15 protein-coding genes are annotated in these 21,495 nt (G+C 64.4%); 7 read left to right on the forward strand and 8 right to left on the reverse strand.

Annotation, left to right across the window (positions count from 1 at the left end; translation table 11 throughout):
- Positions 1–127 precede the first annotated feature (127 nt).
- Complete coding sequence (locus ACQ4WQ_RS20710; RefSeq protein WP_046683713.1) at positions 128–889, forward strand: GNAT family N-acetyltransferase; 762 nt, start codon at positions 128–130, stop codon at positions 887–889.
- Here the strand turns inward: ACQ4WQ_RS20710 and ACQ4WQ_RS20715 are convergent.
- From ACQ4WQ_RS20715 to ACQ4WQ_RS20730, 4 genes are all read right to left on the reverse strand, one after another.
- On the reverse strand, positions 822–4,964 hold the full coding sequence (locus ACQ4WQ_RS20715; protein ID WP_436499626.1) for a CHAT domain-containing protein: 4,143 nt from the start codon (positions 4,962–4,964) through the stop codon (positions 822–824). The genes ACQ4WQ_RS20710 and ACQ4WQ_RS20715 overlap by 68 nt on opposite strands.
- Positions 4,874–6,301, reverse strand: coding sequence for a DUF7379 domain-containing protein (locus ACQ4WQ_RS20720; RefSeq protein WP_436499628.1), 1,428 nt, complete (start codon positions 6,299–6,301; stop codon positions 4,874–4,876). The genes ACQ4WQ_RS20715 and ACQ4WQ_RS20720 overlap by 91 nt, the downstream gene beginning before the upstream one ends.
- Before the next feature lie 265 nt (positions 6,302–6,566).
- Positions 6,567–6,854: a hypothetical protein gene (locus tag ACQ4WQ_RS20725; RefSeq protein ID WP_034757399.1), complete on the reverse strand. Its 288-nt coding sequence runs from the start codon at positions 6,852–6,854 to the stop codon at positions 6,567–6,569.
- Between the two features lie 179 nt (positions 6,855–7,033).
- Positions 7,034–7,726 carry an ABC transporter ATP-binding protein gene (locus tag ACQ4WQ_RS20730; protein WP_046683715.1) on the reverse strand — a complete coding sequence of 231 codons (693 nt, stop codon included), beginning with the start codon at positions 7,724–7,726 and terminating at the stop codon, positions 7,034–7,036.
- Between the two features lie 321 nt (positions 7,727–8,047).
- On the opposite strand from ACQ4WQ_RS20730, the gene egtD reads away from it, so the two are divergent.
- Both egtD and egtB read left to right on the forward strand, forming a co-directional pair.
- A complete protein-coding gene (gene egtD / locus ACQ4WQ_RS20735) occupies positions 8,048–9,040 on the forward strand; it encodes an L-histidine N(alpha)-methyltransferase (protein WP_436499630.1) in 993 nt (330 codons plus the stop codon).
- Positions 9,041–9,049: 9 nt separating this feature from the next.
- Positions 9,050–10,282 (forward strand): ergothioneine biosynthesis protein EgtB, encoded by a 1,233-nt coding sequence (gene egtB / locus ACQ4WQ_RS20740; RefSeq protein ID WP_436499632.1) that lies wholly within the window; start codon positions 9,050–9,052, stop codon positions 10,280–10,282.
- Between the two features lies 1 nt (position 10,283).
- Here egtB and ACQ4WQ_RS20745 read toward each other — a convergent pair whose 3' ends face one another.
- The 4 genes from ACQ4WQ_RS20745 to ACQ4WQ_RS20760 form a co-directional block, all read right to left on the reverse strand.
- On the reverse strand, positions 10,284–11,888 hold the full coding sequence (locus ACQ4WQ_RS20745) for a methyl-accepting chemotaxis protein (protein ID WP_436499634.1): 1,605 nt from the start codon (positions 11,886–11,888) through the stop codon (positions 10,284–10,286).
- Positions 11,889–12,057: 169 nt separating this feature from the next.
- Positions 12,058–13,764 (reverse strand): 2-isopropylmalate synthase, encoded by a 1,707-nt coding sequence (gene leuA, locus ACQ4WQ_RS20750; RefSeq protein ID WP_326457575.1) that lies wholly within the window; start codon positions 13,762–13,764, stop codon positions 12,058–12,060.
- A 353-nt stretch (positions 13,765–14,117) separates the two neighbouring features.
- A complete protein-coding gene (locus ACQ4WQ_RS20755) occupies positions 14,118–14,387 on the reverse strand; it encodes a barstar family protein (protein ID WP_436499636.1) in 270 nt (89 codons plus the stop codon).
- A 14-nt stretch (positions 14,388–14,401) separates the two neighbouring features.
- A complete protein-coding gene (locus ACQ4WQ_RS20760; protein WP_436499638.1) occupies positions 14,402–15,061 on the reverse strand; it encodes a hypothetical protein in 660 nt (219 codons plus the stop codon).
- Positions 15,062–15,237: 176 nt separating this feature from the next.
- Here ACQ4WQ_RS20760 and ACQ4WQ_RS20765 point away from each other — a divergent pair, with 176 nt between their 5' ends.
- The 4 genes from ACQ4WQ_RS20765 to carB all read left to right on the forward strand — a co-directional run bounded on the left by ACQ4WQ_RS20765 (position 15,238) and on the right by carB (position 21,333).
- On the forward strand, positions 15,238–16,149 hold the full coding sequence (locus ACQ4WQ_RS20765; RefSeq protein ID WP_326457578.1) for a patatin-like phospholipase family protein: 912 nt from the start codon (positions 15,238–15,240) through the stop codon (positions 16,147–16,149).
- A gap of 70 nt (positions 16,150–16,219) precedes the next feature.
- On the forward strand, positions 16,220–16,627 hold the full coding sequence (locus ACQ4WQ_RS20770) for a GlcG/HbpS family heme-binding protein (protein ID WP_326457579.1): 408 nt from the start codon (positions 16,220–16,222) through the stop codon (positions 16,625–16,627).
- 295 nt (positions 16,628–16,922) lie between these two features.
- A complete protein-coding gene (gene carA / locus ACQ4WQ_RS20775; protein WP_436499641.1) occupies positions 16,923–18,101 on the forward strand; it encodes a glutamine-hydrolyzing carbamoyl-phosphate synthase small subunit in 1,179 nt (392 codons plus the stop codon).
- Positions 18,094–21,333: a carbamoyl-phosphate synthase large subunit gene (gene carB / locus ACQ4WQ_RS20780; protein ID WP_436499643.1), complete on the forward strand. Its 3,240-nt coding sequence runs from the start codon at positions 18,094–18,096 to the stop codon at positions 21,331–21,333. The genes carA and carB overlap by 8 nt, the downstream gene beginning before the upstream one ends.
- Positions 21,334–21,495: the final 162 nt, after the last annotated feature.

The raw sequence follows: 21,495 nt of genomic DNA on the forward strand, positions 1-21,495 counted from the left end.
GCGAGTGTGGTAATTATGCATGATCCCGCATGGCATTGACTTGCGTCATGGAAATGACATTCGGCTGTCATTTTCCTGACATATTAGGCAAGTACGCTGGAGTCGTCTTGATCACAGGGATGAAACCATGCAAAACATAATCGCATCAAACGAAGCCAAGGCGCGGCCGGTCCAACTGGTGCTGAGCCAGGCCACCACAGCGGCGGAATTGCGCGAAGTCCAGCGTTTGCGTTACAAGGTGTTTATCGAGACGATGGGTCTGACGTCGCTGGCGAACGCCGATGGTCTCGACAGCGACGAATTCGACGCGCACTGCGATCACCTGATCGTGCGCGATGCCGATACCCTGAAAGTGGTGGGCACCTACCGCGTGCTGAGCGCGGCCAAGGCGGCCAAGATCGGCCGGCTGTATTCGGAAAACGAGTTCGACCTGAGCCGCCTGAAGAACCTGCGCGGCCGCATGGTCGAAGCGGGCCGCGCCTGCATCCACCCGAAATACCGGGGCGGCAGCGTGATCATGCTGCTGTGGTCGGGCCTGGCCGAGTACATGCGCCGCGAGCGCTGCGACTACCTGGTCGGCTGCGCCAGCATCAGCCTGGCCGATGGCGGCCATAACGCCGTCGCCGTGTACCAGGCGCTGGCCGAAAAGCACATGGCCCCCAGCGAGTACCGCGTCACGCCGCACCTGCCTTTCCCCATCCACCAGGTGGAAGCGGCGCACAAGCCGCAAGTGCCGCCGCTGATCAAGGGCTATCTGCGTTCGGGCGCCTGGATTTGCGGCGAACCGGCCTGGGACCCTGATTTCGAAAGCGCCGACATGTTCATGATGATGCCGCTGGCGAATCTGGACGAGCGCTATGCGCGCCATTACGGGGTGGTGCCAGGCTAACGCTGCCAGGGCTCATGCCGGGCAGCGAGGCCTGCAGCTGGCTGGCCAGCGCCTGCACGGTGCAGCGCAAGCCGCCGTCCGGGCTGTCGGACGGCAGCAGTTCGAGCAGGAAGCGCAGCGGCGCCGTGATCGTTTCGGGTTCGCCGATGCTGCCGTGGCGCCGTACGGCGTCGTGGTACAAGGCCAGGAAGGCGGCGCGCGCCGGTGCGTCGAGGTACTGGCCGTCCGGTACCTGCCACAGGGCCGCCAGCAAGGCGGCGCGCACGGGGGCGCCGGCGTCGATGGCGCGGTGTTCGTCCGCGTGGCGCTGGCGCGCATAGGCGATGGCGTCGTGCAGCAGGTCGCCCAGCTGCGGATCGAGCGCCCGCCAGGCGCCGCTGTCGCCATGGGCTTTCAACAGCAGGGCACCCGCCAGCACCTGGAAAATCAGGTCGCAGTCGGCCGCGCCGCTGCGCCGCCGCGCTTCTTCCAGCGCGGCCAGGCAGGCGTCCGTCATGGCGCGCAGGGCCGGCGCGCCGGAGTTTCCTGCGCGGCAGGCGAGGCGCGCCTGCAAGGCCCAGTAGCGTCCCAGCAGGGCCAGGCGCTGCGTCGTGGGCGCCAGCGCCACCAGCAGGTCGATATGCTGTTTTCCATCCTGTAGTAACTGCCGTCCCTGGGCAGGGTCGGGCACGGCGGGCACCTCGATGCCGGCGCCCGCATCGAGGCCGCACAGGGCCGCGCCCTGGCGTATTTCCAGTTCCGCCCAATGCGCCAGCGCGCGCAAGCCCACCTTGCCGTCGGCCGCGCTGTGCGCCGCCCGGTAATGTTCGATGGCGCGCAGGGTGTTGTCCAGTCCCCCCAGGCCGGCGCGCGTGGCGGCCATGTTTTCGCGGATGTCGGCGCAGCCGAAGAAGCGCGCGCGCACGGCTTCCTCGATGCTGCCCAGCTTTTCCTCGATGACCGCCCGGCGCGCAGGATCGGCGCCCGCCAGGCGCGCGTGCAGGGTTTCCAGGTCGGCCAGCAGGTGGCCGTGGTAGTGGTAATCGGGCGCTTGCCAGGGCCGGCTCTGGGTGTTCGGGAAGCGGTAGCGGTCGTCGCCATACGCCTGGTAGGCGCCCCAGGTGTTCGAAGCGGGGAACTGCAGATAGGCCGCCTCGCGCGCCAGGCGCACGGCGTCGCCGAAGTATTCGCCGCTCAGCATGGCGTGATAGAAGCTGTGCGCGAAGATGCTGGCCGCCTGGTCGTCGATGCGCCAGCCGGCCGCGATCACGGCCTGCGAGCCCATTTCAATGAAGGCCGTGGCCAGGCTGGAGGCCAGTTTCGACCATGGCGCGATGGCGTCCGGGCGCATGTCGCCCAGGTGGCAGCAATTGATGAAGACGAATTGCGGCACGCGCTTCAATTTCCCCACTTGCGCCGCCGTCAGCCGCGTCTTCGGTCCCAGCACCAGGCCCGTATGCGCGATGCCGGGGCCGGCCACTTCGCCATGGCCGGCCAGGTGGATGGCGAAATAGCGCTCGTCGAACAGGTGTACCAGCACGCGCTGCGCCTGCGGGCGCAGCAGCTCGCGCACCTGGTAGCCGTACGCGCCGAACATGCGCGCCACGTCCTGCGCCTCGGCCTGCGCGGCTGGCAGTTCGGGCAGGCCGGAATCGGTGTCGCCGATCACCAGCACGCTGTTGCTGGGCGGGCTGACGGCGGACGGCTGCTCGCGCAGGCTGGCCAGCTGGCGCACCATGCCGATGCGCGTCGACAGCGGGCTTTCCTCGCTGCCCGCCTCGTCGCGCATCAGTTCCCACGGATAGATGGCGGCGCTCTGGTCGACGGCCAGGATCAGGCCGCGCATCTCGGGGATGGCCGCCTTCAGGCCATTGGGCAGCATCAGTTCGTACAGGGCGCGCGACAGGCCCGGCTGGTCGGTGGTGTTGTCGGTGGCATCCATGATCAGCCCATCGACGGCTTGCCGCTGGTTCGGCTCCTCGTCGACGCTGTTGTGGGCGCGGTCCGTCAGCACCGTGAAGCGCAGGGCGCCCGACAGATCCGCGGCGACGATCTGCACGCGGCGCCAGCCGTTGTCGCCGCTCAGGCTGGGCAGGATGCGCCGGTAGCCGCCGGGGCTGTGGCGAATGCGCCGCTCGAACGTGAAGCTGCCCTGGTAGCGCGCTTCGGCCATGATCTGCTCGATGGCCACGGCGGCGGCGATGGCGCGCGCCTCGGACTGTTCATAGATGGCGATGTGGCCGATGCGGCAGGCCATGCCCGCGTCTTCGAGGCGCCGGTTGGCGCTGCGCGCGCCGTCGATCAAAGCCCGCGCGCACAGGGCGATGCTCAAGCCGCCGTAGCCGGAACCGGACAGCAGGCTGGCCACGCGCAAGCCGTGCTCGCCCATCGGCGGCGCGGCGACATGGCCGGCGGCGCGCACCTGCAGGCAAACGCACGCGTATTCGAGCAGGCCGCCGGCAAAGGCGCGCGCCAGTTCGCCCGGCGTCAGCTCGCCCAGCGCGCCCAGGCCGATGACGATGGCGCCGCCTGGCCGGCGCGCCGCATCGGGCTGCAGCACCACCAGGGCGGAGTCGGGGCGCTGCGGGAAGCGTCCCAGCGCATGGATTTCCTGCAGCTTGCCCGCCAGCAGACGGTCGAGAAAGCTCATGCTGCCGCGCAGCGATTCGGACGCGTAGCAGCCGCTCATGACGGGCGCATCGGCCGAGGCCATGCTGCCGTGGATGACCGATAGGCTCAGCTGCGGCGCGCGGCTCTCCGGCGCGCTGGCGGGGCCGGCGGCGCCGATGGCCGCGTCGAGCAATTCCTGCGGCTGCGGGTACAGCGGCTTGGCGTCGGGGACGTAGGGGTAAAAGCGGGGCGGGGCGCCGCCAGGCACGTGCGGCGGGTGCCGGGGCAGGGCGGCGCCCTGGCCGCCGTCGAGCAGCTGCGCGATGGCCGGATAGTATTCCTTTTGCAGCAGCAGGTCGCCATGCGCCACGGGCAGGTAGCAGGCCGCCACGCCGTCCGGCACGGCGCCTTGCCAGGCCGTGCGGCCATCTCCATCCGGCGACCAGGCCGTCTCGATGGCGCCGTCGCGCAGGCGCAGCGCCACCGGCGTGTCGGCGCAGCCGGCCAGGTAGCTGCAATGGCGGGCGTCGAGCGGGGCCGCTTCCAGCAAGGCCACGGTGGCGCGCGCCGCGGCCAGCGCTGGCGCCTCCGGCGCCTGCCAGCCGCCGGGCAGGCCCGCTTGCGCGTCGCCGGCGGCCAGCTGCGCCCAGGTCTCGGCGTCGAAATAATCGATGCCGCCCGCCTGCGGCCACGGCAGCATGTCGAGCACGCCGGGAAAGGCGCGCACGAAGCCGAGAAACTGGCGCCGCGTGTGCTTCCAGCTGATCCAGCAGGCCAGCATCTGCACCAGCCGGTCGCGTCCCAGCAGCACTTGCACCATCGCCTGCGTGCCCCGGTTGGCCGTGCCCACCTGCAGCAGGCGGCTGCCGGGCAGGGCGCCGAAGCGTTGCCAGCGGTCCTTCAGGGCCAGGCGCGCCACCAGCCCGCCCATGCCGTGGGCGATGATGCGCAACGGTTGTCTGCGCTGTTCGGCGTCGCGCATGGCGTCGTCGAGCACGGGCAGGAAGGTGCGGCACGACTCCTGCAGCGACAGGCGCCAGTCATAGGTAAAGGGCCGCACTTCCTGGCTTTGCGCGAGAAAGCGGGCGAACGGTTCATAGCAGGACTCGATCCAGCCGGCGCTGACGATGTGCGGTTGGCCCACGGCCAGGCGTTCGATGCGTCCTTCGACCAGGTTGACGGGGTCGAACCAGATGCGGTTGCTGCCCACTTGCAGGTGGCTGCCCATGATGTCGGGCAGCAGCAGCGCGATGGGCGCGTGCGCGCGCCGCTTCGGCACTTCGCCGCCGCGCGCCAGCGGGCCGTGCTCGATGCCGGGCAGCGGCTGGTAGGCTGTCTCGTCGCCGGCGAGCGCCTGTACGGCGGCCTGGCCCGAGGGCGCGCGTTCGAAGTAGTTCAGGTGGTGCGTGTGCGGCCCGCGCAGCAGCAGTTGCCGCACGGGCGTGCTGCGCGTGGCGCCGCCCGCCATCGAGGCGCAATTGACCACCAGGTCGTTCTGCCCGCCCCGTACAGCTGGTCGTCGAGGCAGTCGCCCAGCCAGCCGAGCAGGCCGTCGCCGCTGCACGCGCCGGCCAGCACGTGCAGCGGGCTGGCCACGCGCACGTCGGGTGCGTTGAGCAGCGCCACCAGGGGCGAGTCGGGCATCATCGCTTCCAGTCCCGGCAGGATGCGCGCGTCGCAGCGCTGCTGCACCACGGCCAGCAGGAAGGCCATGGCGCCATCGGGAACGCCGCCGTGGAGCAGCAGGTTGAACATCACGCTGGCCCAGCGGTCCAGACGGCCCGACATCAGGGTGGTGCCGCGCGCGGGGCAAGCCACGCGCACGAAGCGGGCGATGCGGATGGCGCGCATTTTCAGTTCCACGCTCAATTCGCGCAGGCGCGCCGCATCCGCGTCGTAGCCGCCGCGCCCGCCCAGCCGCGCCTGCGCCGTGAAGTGCTCGATATCGTGGCTGTTGAACGCTTCGCCGCCCACCGTGTTTTCGCTCAGCCGCTCCAGGCCGTCGCCGGCCAGGTCGACGGCGCCGCGGCTGTCGATGCGCTGCGCCCGGGCCAGCAATTCGCCCACCAGGCCGCCGCGCGAATGCGTCAGCAGGTGCAGCACGGCGCCGTGCGGCACCTGGCGCACGAGGGCCAGCGCGTTCTCGATGGGGCTGTCGCTGAGGCTGCGGTGCTCGTAGCCGTAGATGCGGTTGCCGTACTGCGCCGCCAGCTGCGGCGCCAGGCCATTGCGCCACAGGCCGGCAAAGCTGCGCTGGGTCGACGAGGCCGTGCCGTGCAACAGCAGCAGCACCGGCTCCGGCCCGGCGGGCAGGCTGGCGACGGCCGTCATGCCGCCCGCCTCGATGCCGCAGCGGTACAGGCCCAGCCGTTGTTCCAGCTGGCGGTCCTGGAAGGCGCCCGCCGCCGCCAGCGCTGTCATGGCGGCGGCGCCGCAGCGGTACACGCGCACGGCCCGCAGCATCCAGGCGCCCAGGCCGTCGCGGCTGGCGCCGGGCGGCTGGCGCGCCGCCTGCGGGCGCAAGGCCAGCCCCACTTCGATGCTGGCGGGCGCGCCGTCGCGTGCCAGCGTGGCTGGCCCCAGGTAGCGTGGCAGGTCCAGGCTGCCTGCCAGCAGCGAGCTGCCGTCGCACAGCAGCAGCTGCACCACGTCGGCCGGGCCGATATCGAGGGCGATGCGGCAGCTGCCGATGCCGCGCGCGCTCGACAGCACGTGGGTTTCGCTGTGCCAGCCGGGCGCGGCGGGGCAGTCGCCGGCGCTGGCGAGGGGATCGCGCGTGAGCGTCAGGCGCAGCACGGGCGGCGCAAGAGGGTCGCTGGACATGCGGTTGAGATTACTGGTTAAAAGCTGACCTTGATGCCTGCGGGGACTATGCGTGTTGTGTCAGATCAAGTTTGAGTGGAAATGCAGGGGGAGAAGCTGGGGGACTGGAGCGGAAGGGCAGAGAAACGGTCAGCATGGTTTGGGCTGGGTCTCTTCGCTATCGTGCTCGGATGTTGTACGGTGAGCGAACTACGCGAATTGTATGGCAAAAGTTCATGGCGCCGGGGACCTGGGTGCCTGGCATGGCATTACAACAGCGGGTGGTTCAATGGACTGGCGTGGCGGACAGTTCCTTCAGTTCGCGGATGGTGATGTCCGATTTTTCATGCATGCGCAATAAAATCGTCGCACCGACCGACAGTTTGCCGTGTCGAATCTTGCTGATGATGGGAGGCTGAACTTCCAGGACGCGGCACAGTTCCGCATCATTTTTCAAGTTCAACTTCTCGATCAGCGTATCGAGCAGCTTGTTGGGCACAAAACTCGATGGTTCGAGCGCACGCGCCCGGTTCATCGCTTCAATCATTTCCAGCTTCTTTTGCCGAACGTTCATTTACTCCTCCTTCAGGTTATGCAAGGGACGAGACCACTTTCTATGGTCCCGGCTATAGTTCGTCATCGCAGTACGGCTGTCTGGGTGACGTGACAACATTCGCGTTACAACATTGATAACCAGGCAAGTGTTTTCAATAATACTACGATAACAAAACTTGTGACAGATGGTCAGTTAAATTAACTGATTGTTTGATTAATTTGGTTGACGATTGTTGTATTTTGTAAGCCGCTTTTCGTCAGGATCATGGTCCGGTCCGCCATTTCGGCGGCGGCCAGCGAATGCGTGACCATGATCGCGCAACTGCCGTTGGCCTTGATTTCGGCGCGCAGCAATTGCAGGATGCTGTGCGCCGTGTCCGGGTCGAGGTTGCCGGTGGGCTCGTCGGCCAGCACCAGCGCCGGCTTGTGCACAAGCGCGCGGGCAATCGCCACGCGCTGCATTTCGCCGCCCGACAATTGCTGCGGAAAGTCGCCGCCGCGTCCGCCCAGGCCGACGGCCTCGAGCATGCTGGCGGCACGCTCCTGGGGCAGTCCGTTGAGCAGCAGCGGCAAGGCTACGTTTTGCAGCAGGGTCAGGTGCGGCAAGACGTGGAAGGCCTGGAAGATAAAGCCCATGCGGGCGCGACGCAGCCGGGTGGCGGCGGCGTCATCGAGGCTGGACATGGCAATGCCGTCCACCAGGATAGGGTGCGCTTCGGCACCCGCATCGGGCGTATCGAGGCCGGCGATCAGGTTCAGCAAGGTCGACTTGCCCACGCCCGAATCGCCCATGATGGCGATGAATTCCCCCGCCTTGAAGCGGCAGGAAATATTGGCCAGCACGGGACGGGCATTGGCATAGGACTTCGACAGATGGCGCAATTCGAGCATGGTGATCTTGATTAATAACGGCTATCGTAAAGGGAGGCACGCGGGGAAGAGGGGGGCCTGGGAACTGCAAGGGGCGCGGATTGTTTGGCCGGCAATGTGTAGTATACGACAGCCTTATCATTTTTGCTGGGTAATACCAATTTTATGTGTACGCCGGCTGTTCGACCTTAAGTTACCTGCCGCACGGCTGGCTTGCGCGGATTCCGCTATGATGGAAAAAAGTCATCGGCAAGGCGCCCGCAAACCGCTGCGGCAGGGGCGGCGCGCCCGCTGGCTGACCGTGCAAGCCCTTCGTGAACCTAACATTGACGACGCCAGCCCATGACCATGCCACTCGCGCAACAGCAGTCTGATTTGTATCCCGCCAGCAACGCCAGCGCGGCCCGTGCCACTCCTGCCACCATAGCCGAGATCAGCAGCGGCTTGCTGGCGCGCGAGGCCTGGACTTCGCCCAAGTATCTGTACGACGCGCTCGGCTCGAAACTGTTCGAAGCCATCTGCGCCTTGCCCGAGTACTATCCGACGCGCACGGAAGCGGCCATCTTTGCCCGCCACGGCGCCGAGATCGCGCACGCCGTGGGGCCGGGCAGCACCCTGATCGACCTGGGCGCGGGCAATTGCGCCAAGGCCGCCAGCCTGTTTCCGCTGCTGCATCCGGCGCAATATGTGGCCGTGGATATTTCCTACGATTTCCTCAGTGAATCGCTGAACCGCCTGCAGCAGCGCTTTCCGCACATCGAGATGACGGGCCTGGGCCTGGATTTCTCCAGCCGCCTGGACTTGCCTGACAGCGTGCGCGAGGCGCGGCGGCTGTTCTTCTATCCCGGCTCGTCGATCGGCAATTTTGCGCCTGAACAAGCGACCGCCTTTTTGCGCCGCCTGCGCGCGAATGCGGATGGCGATGGCGGCTTGCTGATCGGCGTCGACCTGATCAAGGAGGACGCCATCCTCGACGCCGCCTATGACGATGCGCTGGGCGTCACGGCCGCCTTCAACCTGAACATGCTGCGCCACGTGAACGGCCTGATCGGCGCCGACTTCGACGTGCGCGCGTGGCGCCACCACGGCTTTTTCAACGCCGACGAGAACCGCGTCGAGATGCACCTGGAAGCGCGCAGCGAGCAAATTGTCCACTGGAAAGGTGGCCAGCGCCGCTTCGCGAAAGGCGAGCGCATCCATACGGAAGACAGCTATAAATACACGCGCGCAACGTTCGTCGGCTTGCTGGAGCAGGCGGGGTTTTCTACCGTGCAAGTCTGGACGGACCCGCAGCAATGGTTTGCCGTCATCTACGCGCGCGTCATCCGAGACTAAAAGGCGACGATGCTGATCGATCATTACAACAAGGTGCGCCAGCACTCGCTGCGGCTGGCCGAACCCCTGTCCGACGAGGATTGCGGCGCCCAGTCGATGCCGGACGCCAGTCCCGTCAAATGGCACCTCGCGCATACGACGTGGTTTTTCGAAACGTTTATCCTGGAAAGCCTGGAAGCGGGGTTCGCGCCATTCCACCCGGCCTTCCGCGTGCTGTTCAACTCGTATTACAACGGCGTGGGCGAGAAGCACCCGCGCGCCCAGCGTGGCTTGCTGACGCGCCCCGGCATGGCGCAGGTGCGCGCCTACCGGGCCAACGTCGATGCACGCGTCGCGCGCCTGCTGGCGGGCGAGCTGGCGCGCGACGCGCGCGAGCGGCTGACCATGCTGCTGGCGCTGGGCCTGGAACACGAGCAGCAGCACCAGGAATTGCTGTTGACGGACGTCAAGCACCTGCTGGCGCAGAGCGCCCTGTTTCCCGCCTATCTCGACGGCGCGGTGGCGCCAGCGCAGGACCACGCGCAGCCCACGGCCTGGCTCGCCTTTGACGGCGGCCTGGCGCAGATCGGCCATGCGGGCGACGGTTTTTGCTTCGACAATGAATTGCCGCGCCACCCGCAATACGTGGCGCCGTTCGAACTGGCCAGCGCGCTGGTGACGAATGGCGAATTTCTCGCCTTCATCGAGGCGGGCGGCTACCGCACCGCGCATTGGTGGCTGGCCGAAGGCTGGGACTGGGTGCGCACGCAGCAGCTGTCCTGCCCGCTGTACTGGCAGCAAGATGCTGCAGGACACTGGCAGGAATTCACTTTATTCGGCTTGCGTCCGCTGGACCCGCAGGCGCCAGCCACGCACTTGTCGCTGTTCGAGGCGGATGCGTATGCGCACTGGGCCGGCGCGCGCCTGCCGACGGAAGCGGAGTGGGAAGTGGCGGCGCAGGGCGTCGACATGCAAGTGGGCCAGCTGCATCCGGCGGCAGGCGCGCCGGGAACGGGACTGCGGCAGATGTTCGGCCATTGCTGGCAGTGGACCAGCAGCAGCTATGCGCCGTATCCGGGCTACCGCACGGCGCCCGGGGCGCTGGGCGAATACAACGGCAAGTTCATGCTGAACCAGTATGTGCTGCGCGGCTCGTCGTGCGTCACGCCGGCCGGCCATGCGCGCGCCAGCTACCGCAATTTCTTCCCGGCCGGTGCGCGCTGGCAATTTTCCGGCATCCGCCTGGCGCGCCAGGTGGAATAACTTAGTGCAGGCGCGGGACGGCGGGCGCGTCAGGGCGGGGCGGTGCCTTGGCGCTGGCGTTCTGTTCCAGCTTGAACTGGCTGACGAGGGTTTCCAGTTCGCCCGCCTGCTCATGCATGGCCGCGGCCGCCGCGGCCGCTTCTTCGACCAGAGCCGCGTTCTGTTGCGTCGTCTGGTCCATCTGCATGATGGCGGCATTGATCTGCTCGATGCCTTCGCTCTGCTCGTGGTTGGCGACGCTGATTTCACCGACGATGGCGCTGACCCGGCCCACGCTGGCCACCACTTCCTCCATCGTGGCGCCCGCCTGGCTGACCAGCTGCGCGCCCTGGCCGACCCGCGTGACGGAGTCGGCAATGAGTTCCTTGATCTCTTTGGCCGCCGCCGCCGAACGTTGCGCCAGGTTGCGCACTTCGGACGCCACCACGGCAAAGCCGCGGCCTTGCTCGCCGGCACGCGCCGCTTCCACGGCCGCATTCAGTGCCAGGATATTCGTCTGGAAAGCGATGCCGTCGATGACGGCGATGATGTCGACGATCTTGCGCGACGAGGCATTGATGGCGTCCATGGTGCCGATCACTTCGGCCATGGCCGTGCCGCCGCGCTGCGCGATGGCCGACGCCGAGCGGGCCAGAGTGTCGGCCTGGCGCGCATTGTCGCTGTTGCTGCGCACGGTGCCCGTCAGTTCGATCATCGACGAAGCCGTCTCTTCCAGCGCGCTGGCCTGCGCTTCCGTGCGGGCCGACAGGTCGGCATTGCCGCTGGCGATCTGGCTCGACGCCACGGCGATCGTGCCTGTGCCGCCGCGCACCTGGCCCACCAGGGTGGCCAGGTTGGTGTTCATGTCGCGCAAGGCCTGCAGCAGCTGGCCCGCTTCATCCTTGCCGTCGGCCACGATCTTGCTGCTCAGGTCGCCTCCTGCCACGGCTTGCGCCACGCGCAGCGCATACGCGATGGGCGTGGTGATCGAGCGCGTGACCCGCCAGGCAAAGAGCACGCCCAGCAGCAGGGCGGCCGTGCCCAGGCTGGCCATCAGCACATTGGCGGCGGAAATATTCTGCTGGATTTGCTCGCCGCCCTGCACGACCACGCCGCGCTGGATGTCATTCAGGCGGTTCACCGTCTTTTGCAGCCGGTTCAGGGCGGGCAGGGTGTCGTCGCGCACGTGCTTGGCCGCTTCCGCCCGCTGTCCCGCCACCAGCAGCTTGTCCGCCTGGCTGAACGAGACGACATAGGCCTTGCGCTGCTGCTTCAGGGTGGCCAGCAGCTCCTTGCCTTCAGGCAGTACGATCAGGCGGTCAAGGATGGCCAGCGCATCGGTGATGGTGGCCTTGTTGGCATCGATTTCGCCATGGATGGCGTTGGCGCGGGCCGGATCTTCATGGATGAACAGTTCCAGCACCAGCGCCGCGTTCGAACGCGTGGTGCTGCGGATGGTGGCGATGGCGTCCGCCTTGGCCCAGTCCTTCTCGATGATGGACTCGCTGAGCGCGCCGATCTTGTCCAGCCGGAACAGGCCCGTGCCCACCAGCACTGCCATCAGCAGCAGCACCACGCCAAAACCGGCGCCCAGGCGCACGCCTATCTTCATGTCCGTCAATTTCATACTGATTCCCTCGGTAGCTAATGATCTGTCTCCGCTGGTCTTGTTATGAAACGATTATACGGTCGGCGATACCTGATTTGCACTACTAATTGCCCGATAGAAATGAAAAAGCGGCACGGCGATCAAGCCGTACCGCTTTTTTTCCCTATGAGGGATGGTCGAGCCGTGCTCAGGCGGCGCTGGCAGCGACGTCGGCCGCTGTTGTTTTTTCGGCTTCCGTCTGTCCGATGCGGCGGTTCACGGCCGACAGGACCGCCTTGAACGAGGCGGTGACGATATTGCTGTCGATGGCGGCGCCGAACAGGGTCGGGCCGTTATCGAGGCGCAATTCCACGTAGCAGGCCGCTTGCGCGTTGGCGCCGGAGCCGATCGAGTGCTCATGGTAATCCATCAGCTTGATGTCGAGGCCCAGCGCATTGACGAAGGCGTCGATGGGGCCGTTGCCGCCGCCTTGCAGGGCCAGCGGCGTCTGGCGGTGCGACAGGCTGATGTCGATCTGCACGGATTCGTCGCTGCTCGTGTCTTCCACCATGCGGTGCGACGCGTAGGCGTACGGTGCCGTCTGCTCCAGGTATTCCTTCTGGAAAATTTCATGGATATCCTGCGCGGCGATTTCGCGGCCCGTGGCGTCGGCCACGGCTTGCACGGCGCGCGAGAATTCGATCTGCAGGCGGCGCGGCAAGACCAGACCGTATTCCTGTTCCAGCAAGTAGGCCATGCCGCCCTTGCCGGACTGGCTGTTGACGCGGATCACGGCGTCGTAGCTGCGGCCCAGGTCGGCCGGGTCGATCGGCAGGTAGGGCACTTCCCAGATGCTGTCCGGTTGTTGCTTGGCAAAACCTTTCTTGATCGCATCCTGGTGCGAGCCGGAGAATGCCGTGAATACCAGGTCGCCCGCATACGGGTGGCGCGGGTGGACGGGCAGCTGGTTGCATTCTTCCACGCACTTGCGCACGGTGTCGATGTCGGAGAAATCGAGGCCAGGATGCACGCCTTGCGTGTACAAGTTCATCGCCAACGTCACCAGGTCGACGTTGCCGGTGCGCTCGCCATTGCCGAACAAGCAGCCTTCCACGCGGTCGGCGCCCGCCATCACGGCCAGCTCGGCCGAGGCGACGGCCGTGCCGCGGTCGTTATGCGGGTGCACGCTGATGATGATGGAATCGCGGCGCGCCAGTTTGCGCGACATCCATTCGATCTGGTCCGCATACACGTTGGGCGTGCTGCATTCCACGGTCGATGGCAGGTTGATGATCATCTTGTTGGCGGGCGTCGGCTTCCAGATGGCGCTGACGGCGTCGCAGATATGCTTGGAGAAATCGAGTTCCGTGGTGGAGAACGATTCCGGCGTGTATTCAAAACCCCATTCCGTTTCCGGATGCTGGGCCACCAACTGTTTTACCAGGGTGGTGCCGGTGGTGGCGATAGTCGTGATTTCTTCGCGCGACATGCCGAACACGACCTTGCGGAACACGGGCGCCACGGAGTTGTACAGGTGCACGATGGCGCGCTTGGCGCCGACGACCGATTCCACCGTGCGGCGGATCAATTCTTCGCGCGACTGTGTCAGCACGATGATGGTGACGTCGTCCGGGATGCGGCCTTCATCGACGAGCTTGCGCACGAAGTCGAAATCCGTCTGCGATGCCGATGGGAAACCCACTTCGATTTCCTTCAGGCCGATGGCGATCAGCATCTCGAAGAACCGCAGCTTCTTTTCCGCGCTCATCGGCTCGATCAAGGACTGGTTGCCGTCGCGCAAGTCGGTGCTCATCCAGATGGGCGGCTTGCTGATGATCTGGTTCGGCCATTGACGGTCGGTCAATTTAACTGGAGGAAAAGCGCGGTATTTGGAAGCTGGGTTTTGCAACATCATAATCGGGTACTCCTGAAGATAGGGGGGAAATCAATGGTTGTGGCGCAAGCTTGCCGGGCGGCCACGCAACGCTAGGCCAGGCAAGCGATCGGTAGCGGTAGCAGTGCGGCCGCGATGCCGGCAGGGGCGGTCGCAGCGGGGATTACGTGTACGTATGGGGATGGTGCAAACATCATCAAACCTTCCAGGGTTTTTGAAACACGCCGGCGTGTGGCCAGGCGAAGCAATGCGGCAAACTTATGCGCGTGCTAGGTGTAGTCGCGATAGCGACAGCAGGGAAGGGGAGGAATGTTTGAAGGAGGACATGCACTCAATGTAAGGGATGTCGGGCGGGGCTGTCAAGCGTTTCCGTTTTACATGTAGTGCACGTGTGATGCCGAGTCCGGCATTTCCTGCCGCGCGCGTTCCAGGCAGCGCCGCAACAGGGCCGCATCGCGGGGCAGGCGCGCCGCCAGCCCCTGCCAGCCGCGCAGCTCCAGCTGTTGCGGCATGTCCACGAGGCCCGTGATGGCATCCCAGAACGCATCCCAGTTCATGCCATAGAAGGAAGGGATGCCCAGTGCGGCGGCCAGCGCGGCATGCAGCTGGCGCGGCGAGTTGATCTCGCTCAAGTCGATTGTCACGAGGGCGCGCCTGTTCATAGTATGCCCTTGAGCAAGTTCTGCAGGTTTTGCCGCATGCCGGCGACCACCGTTTCGTGCCGTTCCAGGATGGCGGATGCATCCTTGAACGGTGCCGGGTCCAGGTACAGGCGCGGCAAGTCGGCCACGGCCACGCCGCGCGGGCCGCCGCGCAGGATCTCGTCCGCATGCTGCTTGATCGAGTTGACGGCAGCCTGGATGCGCGGCGTGGAAGATGCCGCCAGGCAAGCGGCCAGCGCGGCGTCGAGTTCGGCGCGCGCAGGCGCTTGCGGCAGCACGGGGGCGGCGATCTGTTCCAGCGGCGACATGTTGACGGCCGGCTTGCGATAGGCGTACAGGGTATCGAGCGCCATCAGCCGGTGCGGGCCGCCGCGTTGCAGCCAGTCCACGATGCGTGGCCACGGCGTGCCCAGCAGGGCCGCCGCCACGCCCCATTGCCCCGCCACGGGCGAGCCGACGTTGGCGTCGATCCAGGCCAGGGCGGCCGGATTGCCCGTGTAAGCCAGCAAGGTGGCGTTCGACGAGCGCAGCGCGGGCGCCTGCGTGGTCAGCACGGCAGTCAGCCAGGCGAGGGCGCCGTCGGACGGATGGGCTGCCAACTGTTGTGAAAACGGGGCGCCCAGGGCGCGACTGTCTGCAAATTGAAGTTCTGACATAGCGGGAGCACGTAAAAAAAACAGCTGCCAGTCTAACAGCAGAGCAGAGGCGCACGTTCCCTCTGGATATTGTCATTTGTAAACTTTTAAGACAGCCTTCAGCGCGGGCGGCTCCGCTTGCGCTACAATCGGCTCTCTTTTATTGCCACTGCCGCGCGCGGTTCTCTTCGGTCACCATGTTCCCTAAACGCCTGACTCTGCTTGCCCTGGCCGCCTTTGCGCTGGCCGGCTGCGACACTCCCTCCCCGAAACCGATCCAGGTATTGACGCCACCCGAGCCCATCGTCGTCGCTCCCCGCAAAATCAAGATCGGCCTGGCCCTGGGCGGCGGCGCGGCGCGCGGTTTCGCGCATATCGGCGTGATCAAGGCACTCGAATCGCAAGGCATCAACGCCGACATCGTTACCGGCACCAGCGCCGGCAGCGTGGTCGGTGCCTTGTATGCGGCGGGCAACTCGGGCTTCACCCTGCAAAAGATGGCGTTCGACATGGACGAGGCGGCCATTTCGGACTGGGCCTTGCCCCTGTTCGGCAAGTCGTCCGGCGTGCTGAAAGGCGAGGCGCTGCAAAGCTATGTCAACAAGGCTGTCGGCGGCGTGCCGCTGGAAAAACTCAAGATTCCGTTTGGCGTGGTGGCGACCGATTTGAAAAATGGGCAGCCGATCCTGTTCCAGCGCGGTAACACCGGCATGGCCGTGCGCGCCTCGTCGGCCGTGCCGGGCGTATTCCAGCCCGTGACGATCGCCGGCCACACCTATGTCGATGGCGGCCTCGTCGCTCCCGTGCCCGTGCGCTTTGCGCGCGACATGGGCGCCGATTTCATCATCGCCGTGAATATCTCGTCGCAAACGGATACGCAAAAAGCCATCAGCTCGATGGAAGTCATCATGCAAACCTTCGCCATCATGGGCCAGCGCATCAACCAGTTCGAATTGAAAGATGCGGACGTGGTGATCCAGCCCAGCCTGGGCACCATGAAAGGCAACGATTTCAACAGCCGCAACCAGGCCATCCTGGCGGGCGAGCAGGCGACGTTTGCCGTCATGGCGCAGCTCAAGCAAAAGCTGAAAGCCAAGCGCGAGCAGTAAGCGATCATGACGCGATCGCGCCGCTGTACATTTCGTATACAATTTTGCTTCAACATAACAAGGATGCACCATGCAATCGAAACCGATTTTGACCCTGGATGACGTAAAGAAAATCGCTGCCGCCGCCGAAGCGGAAGCGGTCAAGAATAACTGGGCGGTCACGATCGCCATCGTCGACGACGGCGGCCACCTGGTATGGCTGCAGCGCATGGATGGCGTGGCGCCGATCTCATCGCACATCGCCCCATCGAAAGCCAAGACGGCCGCACTGGGCCGCCGCGAATCGCGCATCTATGAAGAGATGATCAATGGCGGCCGCGTGTCGTTCCTGAGCGCGCCGGAAATCGACGGCTTGCTCGAAGGTGGCGTGCCCATCGTGTACGAAGGCCACTACGTGGGTGCCGTCGGCGTCTCGGGCGTCAAGTCGGCGGAAGATGCGCAAATCGCCAAAGCGGGCATCGCCGCGTTGACGGCCTAAGTAGTAGCCGCAGTTGCAGAACCAGCCGCTCCGCGCAAGCCGGGCGGCTTTTTTCATGGGGCGGCGATTTTATGTTGCTGCGCAAAAAAATGCCGGGCCTTCTGTATTTTCTTCCTTGTGGAAAAGCTTCCTTTTGGTTATAATTCAAAGGTTTAGCCAATCACACATATACCGTAGCGACTACCCATCCCCTCATTCAAAATGACCGTTGAAACACCCTGAGTGCATCTGGCTCGGGTATCTAGGCGGTCGGTCTGACGTGGCGCAGCTACGGTAACTTTATCAGGAGTTGCCCTTGCCGCCATTTTTTTCTGGCCCTGCCGTTCCAGCCATATTAGCGCTTGCTGATGGAACGATCTTTAAAGGTTTTTCGATCGGTGCCGCCGGTCATACCACGGGCGAGGTTGTTTTCAACACCTCGATGACCGGGTATCAGGAAATCCTTACCGACCCAAGCTATTGCCGCCAGATGGTCACCCTGACCTATCCGCATATCGGCAATACGGGCGTCAATCCGGAAGACGTCGAGTCTTCCAAGGTTCACGCCGCTGGCCTCATCATCCGCGATCTGCCCTTGCTGGCATCCAATTTCCGTTCCACGCTCTCCCTGTCCGATTACCTGAAAGCTGAAAATATCGTCGCCATCGCCGGCATCGATACACGCAAGCTCACGCGCATCCTGCGTGAAAAAGGTGCGCAGGGCGGTGCCATCCTCGTCGGTACGCAAGGCAACGAGCCATCCGCCGCGCAAGCGCTGGAACTGGCCCGCTCCTTCCCCGGCCTGGCCGGCATGGACTTGGCCAAGGTCGTCTCGGCCAAGGCGCCGTATGAATACCGCGAAACGGAATGGACCCTGGGCGAAGGCTATGGTCAGCTGGCCGACGCGGACGCGAAATACCACGTGGTCGCCTTCGACTACGGCGTCAAGCGCAACATCCTGCGCATGCTGACGGCACGCGGCTGCAAAGTCACCGTGCTGCCCGCGCAAGCGACGGCGGCCGATGCCCTGGCACTGAATCCGGACGGCATCTTCCTGTCGAACGGTCCCGGCGACCCGGAGCCGTGCGACTACGCCATCGCGGCGACCAAGGAGCTGATCGAGAAGGGCATCCCGACCTTCGGCATCTGCCTCGGCCACCAGATCATGGCGATCGCTTCCGGCGCGAAGACGCTGAAGATGAAGTTCGGCCACCACGGCGCCAACCACCCGGTGCAAGACCTGGAAACGAAACAGGTCTTGATCACCTCGCAAAACCACGGTTTCGCAGTCGACGCGGCAACCTTGCCCGCGAATTGCCGCGTGACCCATGAATCGCTGTTCGACGGCTCCCTGCAGGGCTTTGCCCGCACGGACAAGCCGGCCTTCTGCTTCCAGGGCCACCCTGAAGCGTCGCCGGGCCCGATGGATGTTGCTTACCTGTTTGACCGCTTCATCAACTTGATGGCTGCGGAGGAGAAAAAGAAAAATGCCTAAACGTTTAGATATCAAAAGTATTCTGATTATTGGCGCTGGCCCGATCGTGATCGGCCAGGCCTGCGAATTCGATTATTCCGGCGCGCAAGCGTGCAAGGCCCTGCGCGAAGAGGGCTACAAAGTCATCCTGGTCAACAGTAATCCTGCGACCATCATGACGGACCCGGAAATGGCCGACGTCACCTACATCGAACCGATCACCTGGTCGGTCGTCGAGCGCATCATCGCCAAGGAGCGTCCTGACGCCATCCTGCCGACGATGGGCGGCCAGACGGCGCTGAACTGCGCGCTGGACCTGTTCAACAATGGCGTGCTGGCGAAATACAACGTCGAGCTGATCGGCGCATCGCCGGAAGCCATCGACAAGGCCGAAGACCGCTCCAAGTTCAAGGACGCGATGACCAAGATCGGCCTCGGTTCGGCACGCTCCGGCGTGGCGCACTCGATGGAAGAATCGTGGGCCGTGCAGCGCACGCTGGGCTTCCCGACCATCATCCGTCCATCGTTCACCATGGGCGGTTCCGGCGGCGGCATCGCCTACAACGAAGAAGAATTCGAAACCATCTGCAAGCGCGGCCTGGAAGCCTCGCCGACGAAAGAGCTGCTGATCGAAGAATCGTTGCTGGGCTGGAAAGAGTACGAGATGGAAGTGGTGCGCGATAAGGCGGACAACTGCATCATCATCTGCTCGATCGAAAACCTCGACCCGATGGGCGTGCACACGGGCGACTCCATCACGGTTGCGCCAGCGCAAACCCTGACGGACAAGGAATACCAGATCATGCGCAATGCCAGTCTGGCAGTGCTGCGCGAGATCGGCGTCGATACCGGTGGTTCGAACGTGCAATTCTCGATCAACCCCGTCGATGGCCGCATGATCGTCATCGAGATGAACCCGCGCGTATCGCGTTCGTCGGCCCTGGCATCGAAAGCGACGGGTTTCCCGATCGCCAAGATCGCCGCCAAGCTTGCCGTCGGTTTCACCCTGGACGAGCTGCGCAATGAAATCACGGGCGGCGCCACGCCGGCCTCGTTCGAACCGTCGATCGATTACGTCGTCACGAAGATCCCGCGTTTCACGTTCGAGAAATTCCCGACCGCCGACCACCACCTGACGACGCAGATGAAATCCGTCGGCGAAGTGATGGCGATCGGCCGTACCTTCCAGGAATCGTTCCAGAAAGCCTTGCGCGGCCTGGAAGTGGGCGTGGACGGCATGAACGAGAAGACCAAGGACCGTGAAAAGATCGAAGAAGAACTGGGCGAGCCTGGTCCTGAGCGTATCTGGTACGTGGGCGACGCGTTTGCCCAAGGTTTTACTCTGGAAGAAGTGCACCAGCTGACCAAGATCGATCCATGGTTCTTGATCCAGATCAAGGAAATCGTCGACCTGGAACTGTGGCTGGACACGCAGAAGCTGGAAAACCTGGACAAGAACACCCTGTACAAGTTGAAGCAAAAGGGCTTCTCGGACCGCCGCCTGGGCTTTTTGTTGCAGACGACCGACACGGCCGTGCGCCAGCAGCGCCATGCGCTGAACATCCGTCCCGTCTACAAGCGCGTCGATACCTGCGCGGCGGAATTCTCGACCGACACGGCGTACATGTATTCCACGTACGACGAAGAGTGCGAATCGAATCCGACCGACAAGAAAAAGATCATGGTGCTGGGCGGTGGCCCGAACCGTATCGGCCAGGGTATCGAGTTTGACTATTGCTGCGTCCACGCGGCCCTCGCCATGCGCGAAGACGGCTACGAAACCATCATGGTCAATTGCAACCCAGAAACGGTTTCGACCGACTACGATACTTCGGACCGTCTGTACTTCGAGTCCTTGACCTTGGAAGACGTGCTGGAAATCGTCGCCATCGAAAAACCGGTGGGCGTGATCGTGCAGTACGGCGGCCAGACGCCATTGAAACTGGCGCTGGACCTGGAAGCGAATGGCGTGCCGATCATCGGCACCTCGCCCGACATGATCGATGCGGCCGAAGACCGCGAGCGTTTCCAGCAGATGCTGCACAAGCTGGAACTGCGCCAGCCGCCTAACCGCACCGCGCGCACGGAAGCCGACGCTTTGGCGCTGGCGCAGGAAATCGGCTACCCGCTGGTCGTGCGTCCATCGTACGTGCTGGGCGGGCGCGCCATGGAAATCGTCCACGAGCAACGCGACCTCGAGCGCTACATGCGCGAAGCCGTCAAGGTCTCGCACGATTCGCCGGTGCTGCTGGACCGCTTCCTGAACGACGCCATCGAGTGCGACGTCGATTGCATCTCCGACGGCGAAACGACCTTCATCGGCGGCGTGATGGAACACATCGAACAGGCTGGCGTCCATTCGGGCGACTCGGCTTGCTCCTTGCCGCCATACTCGCTGGCACCGGAAACCATTGAAGAACTGAAACGCCAGACGGCGCTGATGGCCAAGGGTTTGAACGTGGTCGGCCTGATGAACGTGCAGTTCGCGATCCAGAAACAGGAGATCGACGGCGAAATGAAAGATGTCGTCTTCGTGCTGGAAGTCAATCCACGCGCGTCGCGCACCGTGCCTTTCGTCTCGAAAGCCACCGGTCTGCAACTGGCGAAGATCGCCGCGCGCTGCATGGTCGGCCAGTCGCTGGCCTCGCAAGGCATCACGCAGGAAGTCGTGCCGCCATACTTCAGCGTCAAGGAAGCCGTGTTCCCGTTCGTCAAGTTCCCGGGCGTGGACACCATCCTCGGCCCTGAAATGAAATCGACGGGCGAAGTCATGGGCGTGGGCCTGACGTTCGGCGAAGCGTTTGTGAAATCGCAACTGGGCGCCGGCGTGAACCTGCCAAAATCGGGCAAGGTCTTCATCAGCGTGAAAGCGTCGGACAAGCCGCGCGCCGTGCAAGTGGCGCGTGACCTGGTCGAGTCCGGTTTCACCGTGGTTGCCACCAAGGGCACCGCCGCCGTGATCGCTGCTGCCGGCATCGCCGTCACGCCAGTGAACAAGGTGATCGAGGGCCGTCCGCACGTGGTCGACATGATCAAGAACCATGAAATCGTGCTGGTAATCAACACCGTGGAAGAAAAGCGCAGCGCCATCGTCGATTCGCGGGCCATCCGCACCTCGGCCCTGGCCTCGCGCGTGACGACCTACACGACCATCGCGGGCGCGGAAGCGGCCGTCGAAGGCATCCGCCATCTGGATGAGCTGCGTGTGTACGATTTGCAAGGTCTGCACAAGACCCTGCAGCAAGCTGAATAGTCCGCGTGTCATTTGCAGTGACCGCCGTTAGGCGGTACACTGCATGCTTATCAACCACAGAGTTCCGTGCAGAGCAGCGCGCGGCCTCTGTGGTTTTCACTTGGTAAGACCGTTAACCGTGATGAAACATGGACAACGGCGCCGATAACTAGCAGATAGTAG

This window comes from Janthinobacterium goodfellowi (assembly GCF_051380695.1).
Taxonomy (GTDB): Bacteria; Pseudomonadota; Gammaproteobacteria; order Burkholderiales; family Burkholderiaceae_D; genus Janthinobacterium.